Source organism: Bacillus haikouensis, assembly GCF_013179555.1.
GTDB classification, from domain to species: domain Bacteria; phylum Bacillota; class Bacilli; order Bacillales; family Bacillaceae_B; genus Rossellomorea; species Rossellomorea haikouensis_A.
In genome coordinates, this window is sequence record NZ_JABMCR010000316.1 from 1 (window position 1) to 4,295 (window position 4,295).

The 4,295-nt window shown below is 39.3% G+C and carries 4 protein-coding genes; 2 read left to right on the plus strand and 2 right to left on the minus strand.

Features of this window, described 5'->3' with window-relative positions; genetic code table 11:
• Both HP456_RS20495 and HP456_RS20500 read right to left on the minus strand, forming a co-directional pair.
• The coding region (locus tag HP456_RS20495; RefSeq protein WP_172254569.1) for a GNAT family N-acetyltransferase at nucleotides 1-405 on the minus strand (405 nt) is incomplete at its 3' end.
• Between the two features lie 151 nt (nucleotides 406-556).
• Entirely contained in the window at nucleotides 557-1,618 is a 1,062-nt protein-coding gene (locus HP456_RS20500) for a DUF3900 domain-containing protein (protein ID WP_172254571.1), read from the minus strand.
• Between the two features lie 224 nt (nucleotides 1,619-1,842).
• Between HP456_RS20500 and HP456_RS20505 the strand changes: the two genes are divergently transcribed.
• Together HP456_RS20505 and HP456_RS20510 are read left to right on the plus strand one after the other, a co-directional pair.
• Nucleotides 1,843-2,829: a cation diffusion facilitator family transporter gene (locus HP456_RS20505; RefSeq protein ID WP_172254573.1), complete on the plus strand. Its 987-nt coding sequence runs from the start codon at nucleotides 1,843-1,845 to the stop codon at nucleotides 2,827-2,829.
• 124 nt (nucleotides 2,830-2,953) lie between these two features.
• Nucleotides 2,954-3,586 (plus strand): NUDIX hydrolase, encoded by a 633-nt coding sequence (locus HP456_RS20510; RefSeq protein WP_172254575.1) that lies wholly within the window; start codon nucleotides 2,954-2,956, stop codon nucleotides 3,584-3,586.
• Nucleotides 3,587-4,295 lie beyond the last annotated feature (709 nt).

Consider the following 4,295-nt stretch of genomic DNA (forward strand, 5'->3'; position numbering starts at 1 on the left):
AAGCAGACTATCAGGGTTCCACTTCATTTCATATTCAGTAAAATCATATTGCGCCCTAATGGAAGCAGCAAAAGTTTTACCGGTAAGGGAGGTGCCTGGTACATTGATCAGAAGAGAACGAGCGTGCCTTGCCTTTAATGATTTTAGCGCATCTGTCAATAATCCGGAGAATATCCCTTGCCCTCTGTAGCGGGGATGGACCATTCCACATATTTCATACTTATCTCCGAATCCATATAGAGCAAGATATCCAATCAGTTTTTTTTCCTTATAATAAAAATAATCATCATTTCGTGTGCTGCGTTGTTCAAGCATATCCCAATTTAATTTCAACTTGATGTCTTCGTGCTTTTCACAAAGCTCCTGCATAGATTTTATATCAGTAAGCTCCATATTGTTTAACATAATACCTCTCCTGAGAAAAAAGAATTTTCTTACTAATTCTAGTTGATTTACTAGTTTTGATCAATCGCTGTCATTGAATCACATCGATTTATGTATATGTTACTTCAGATTAAAAAAAACCACAGATCTACTGTGGTTCCTATAACAGTCATTATTCCTTTGTTTCTATCCTCTGAATCACGTCATGCAGGTCGTCCGGTTTTAAAAACTCCAAAGGGGAAAATCCCTTTTCAAATAACACTGATTCGCTTTCAATCATAAGAATATATTTTCCGTTCACTTTCGCTAAATGAATGCTGTCCCCGAAGTCGGAAAGCATTGCCTTGACAGAAACATGGTCAAGTTTTACTTTTAATTCCACTTCAGGAGACTGTTCGATGATTTGAGAGGCTGCTTCCACTACCTGCTCGGTGGAGAACCGTTCCTGAAGTTCACGTTTGGGGCTAATAGCCCATTCTTCCATTGCCTGTTCAAATTCAACACGTTCATCACTCTCTTCGACATATGATTCTTCAATATGCTCTTTAACCATGCCGTACACTTGTGACTTCACGATTTCAGGCATTGATTTTTCATATTCGACCCATTTGAGGAAGTCCTCAAAGTAACGGGCATGCGAAGCCTGGTGTATTTTCAGTTCAGCTGAATCCATCATTCCCTCTTCGGGCATATACGGATACTGTATCGATTTCATATTTTTTGTCGTGATCGCCATCTCCACGTTGTGAATAAGCGTTGATTCGTCTGTGATTCTCGCAACTTTCGGTTCAAAATCGCATTTCATGATGAATACAAAGGGATCATCGAAGAACTTCGTCAGTTTAGCGGAAGCGACTAAAAGAGCCCCTCCCCTGATGGCACTTGTCTCAATATACATCTGGACGATTTGGTCACAAGCCTCCCGGAACATTTCATTATTTTCAGCGAATCTGGTTTTATGAAATAAATTGTAGTTGGGATTGGAAGTCAATTCATGCCCTGGTTCTACGATGAATCGTCCAATTTTTGTGGGAACCGTATCAGACTTGGCATGACGATCCACCTTTCTTTTGACGATTTTCGTTAATTCTCCATCTAAAAATGTCTTCAGAGGGCTTTCCTCATACTGTGATTGAGTGAGTGTTTGAAAGTGTTTGAAGTGCTTATCTGCTTCTTCGCCTTTTCCATCTACCTGTATTAAATAGAAGGAAAGGTGCTGAATGGTAAAATCCATTTTCGTGCTCCATTTCTTGTAGAAGATTTTCTTTAAAAGAATTCCTTATGTTTTTTCAGTATAAGAAAGCTAAAAAGGTTCGTCAATTCACTAATGAAACTTACTCTATAGAGAAATACTAAACTTTATTGAATGAAGACTGACTGAATTGCTGTAATGTGCAGGTTCCTCCAAAGGGAAAAGCGCATACTCAAGACTAAGTAACTATTCATGAAAAAACAGGGGTGAACACTTTGAGCAAGCAAACGATATGGGAATTAGTGAAGAAAGGGAATAAGTCCTCTCTTTATGCAATGATTGGGAATACTGTCCTTGCAATTGCAAAAGGAATTGCTTATTTCGTCAGCGGAAGCGGGGCAATGTTCGCGTCTGCCATGCATTCATTGGCAGACTCTGTAAATCAGGGTTTTGTTTTTGTGGGAAGTGTTTTGTCTGAAAAAGAACCTACAAAGAAGTTTCCAACAGGCTTCGGCCGCGTCATCAATTTATTCTGCATGATCGCGGTGATTGTTGTGTCAATCATGGCTTATGAAACAATCAAGGAAGGTATTCACCTGCTTAATCACCCGGCAGAGGTAAAGGGGATTCTGCTCAATGTGTCCATCTTGCTGTTGAATATCATCATAGATGGAGCGATCCTGATAAAGGTAATGAAAGAAATAGGTGAGGAAGCCAGGGACATCAGAAAAGGGGTTGGTATGGTACCAGGTGCAATCAAAAATGTGAAGAAAGCATCTCCTCCCACCAGACTTGTCTTTTATGAAGATGTAGTTGCGGTGTCAGGAGCAGTCCTTGCGCTAATTGCGGTAATCGTTTCTTATTTCACACCGTTTCAGCTAATGGACGGTATCGTCACCATCATCATCGGATTCCTGATGGTGGGAGTGGCATTCAGGGTAGGGTATGATAATATGATCGGATTGATTGGTGTTGCTGCACCAAAAGAAGTGGAAGACAAAGTTGCTGCTATGATCCTTGAACATGAAATGGTGATGGATATATTTAAAATGAGAATCACCCAAGAAGGAAGATACTATCATGTTGAAGCTTATCTTGAGCTGAAAAAGGGGCTGCCGTTATCTCAGGCGGATGACATTAAGTTTGCGATTCAGGAACAATTGACATCTGATCCTGATATAACGGATGTCACATTGGGGATCATTGAAGATGATGGCATTCAGGGATGGGAAAAGAATCATACACCTCAGTAATGATGGGATTGAAACCGGCATACAGTTTTTTGCCGGTTTTTTTGTAACTAAAGATGGATCTTATCATTTGGTAGCTGTTGCTGTTCATATTATAATGAATAGACAGCTGTACGGGGGTGAAGGAATGGACGGAGAAGGCATCATTCAACTATTAAAGGGGCGAATCCCAAAGGTACTGGGGAGTGAAGATTTCAGGGAGTATGCCATATTGGTACCGTTGATGGAAGTGAACGGTGAAACTCATATTTTGTTTGAAGTCAGATCATACAAAATGCGAAGACAACCGGGTGAAATTTGCTTTCCGGGTGGACGGATCGACAAGGGTGACAAAGATGCCAGTTCAGCGGCCATACGGGAAACATCTGAAGAATTGGGGATAAACCAGGATTTGATTACCGATATTCATCCGCTGGACTATCTAGTCTCTCCTTTCGGCACGATCATTTACCCGTTCGCCGGGAGATTGAATGTCGAGCAAAAGGATTTGCAACCGAACGGGGATGAAGTAGAGGAAGTGTTTACTTCCCCGATAAAAGTTCTTCAAGAAAAGGAACCAGAGTTATATGACATTAAATTCTCAGTTCAGCCTGAAGCGAATTTCCCTTATAAACAGATACCAGGCGGAGAGAATTATGATTGGCAGGCAAGGTCTGTGAAAGAGCACTTTTATTATTACGAGGATAAAGTGATCTGGGGACTGACGGCAAGAGTACTGCATCATTTTATAAACATCGTTTCAAACAAAAAAAGTAAATAATTTTATCTGTAAAAATACAAAATACATATAAAAAAGACAGGAACGCTTTAATTTTTACTTTCTTCAGCAAAGAGATTTGTCGGAGAAAGTATTTTTATTTGCCTCGTTGTCGGTATTTGTATGGTTTGTAATCGTTCAAGTGGAGGTAAACAGTATACAAATAAAGGTAAGCGGGAGGGATTAAAATGATCATTCGTGCTAAGTCATGGAGAATGCTGAGTGTTCAAGAAAAGATGTTTATCCTAAAAGCAATTTGCAATAAAACCATCCATACCAACAAGATGGCGGTGAAGTAGAATTTTATCCAAGGGCAGTATCAAAAATAATGGAGGGAGAATTTTAAGAACACATAAAAACGCATCCATGATATAAAAATTCTCTCTTATGAAACAGATTCACCTTTTAACAGGGCTCCACATATATCATTCCCCTCACAAAATCCCACTCCCAGGAATTTAGAAATTTTAATGAATTTATAATTGAACATAAGGACCTGATTTTCTCATGTGACAGAAATGAATAATATAAGAGATTACATTGCCATTCAATGGTAATGATTCCATTGTTTTCATTGTGGATTTATTTTATATTCCCAGACTGTTAAAATGTAAAGGGTAAACACATTATGCAGGAGGGCACACAATTGAATAGAAAAATAATGCTCATCTCCATCCTACTAATCATCCTCCTATCGGGTTGTAATCGAAAT